Raw genomic sequence first — 737 nt, forward strand, 5'->3', positions numbered from 1 at the left:
CCTGGTAGCCTTGTTTCGTCTGGCGAAAGACCATACGTAAGGCATCATGGTGCTTCGTAAGCTTTTCGAGCACCTGCTGTAAGATCGCAATCTCAAAGCCTTCTCTTCGATACAGCATCATGGCTTGATTGAAGTGATGGTTCTCCTCCCATTCTTGCTCAAAGAACCACTGCTGAATAGGCGTTAACTTGGCTTCTCCCGACACTTCTCCTTGCTCAATCGTTCTGCCAATGGCTTGCACATAAGGCTTAGCTTAGCAATCGTCGGGTATTTGAATAAGTCCTTCATTTCTAGCTTGTAGCCCGCCTGATACAAGCGAGAGGAAATTTGGATCGATTTAATCGAGTCTCCTCCTAGTTCGAAGAAGTGATCCATAATGCCCACCTTCGCTACTCCCAAGACGCCCTGCCAAATCGAAGCAAGAGTCTGCTCCACTTCCGTGCGAGGGGCTACATAGGCGCTCCCTGTTTGAATGTTTCCTTCCGGTGCAGGCAACGCTTTTCGATCCACTTTGCCATTCGGTGTGAGCGGAAGCTTTTCCATCTGTACAAAGTAAGCTGGAATCATATAGCTTGGCAGTGATTTGGATAGACGTTCTCTCCATTCGCTAACTGTCAGCACCTGATCTGCTACCACGTAAGCACATAATTGTTTCTGACCTGCCACATCTTCACGTGCTGTGACCACTGCTTCATGGATCCCCTCTAGCTTCAAGAGCTGCGCCTCGATTTCACCAA

1 pseudogene is annotated in these 737 nt (G+C 48.6%); it reads right to left on the minus strand.

From position 1 onward, the window contains the following. A pseudogene (locus JCM10596_RS27195) lies at nt 1–737 on the minus strand (condensation domain-containing protein); the annotation flags it as partial.

The sequence above is a fragment of the Caldalkalibacillus mannanilyticus JCM 10596 genome (genome assembly GCF_000615945.1).
In the GTDB taxonomy this organism is placed as follows: domain Bacteria; phylum Bacillota; class Bacilli; order Caldalkalibacillales; family JCM-10596; genus Bacillus_AT; species Bacillus_AT mannanilyticus.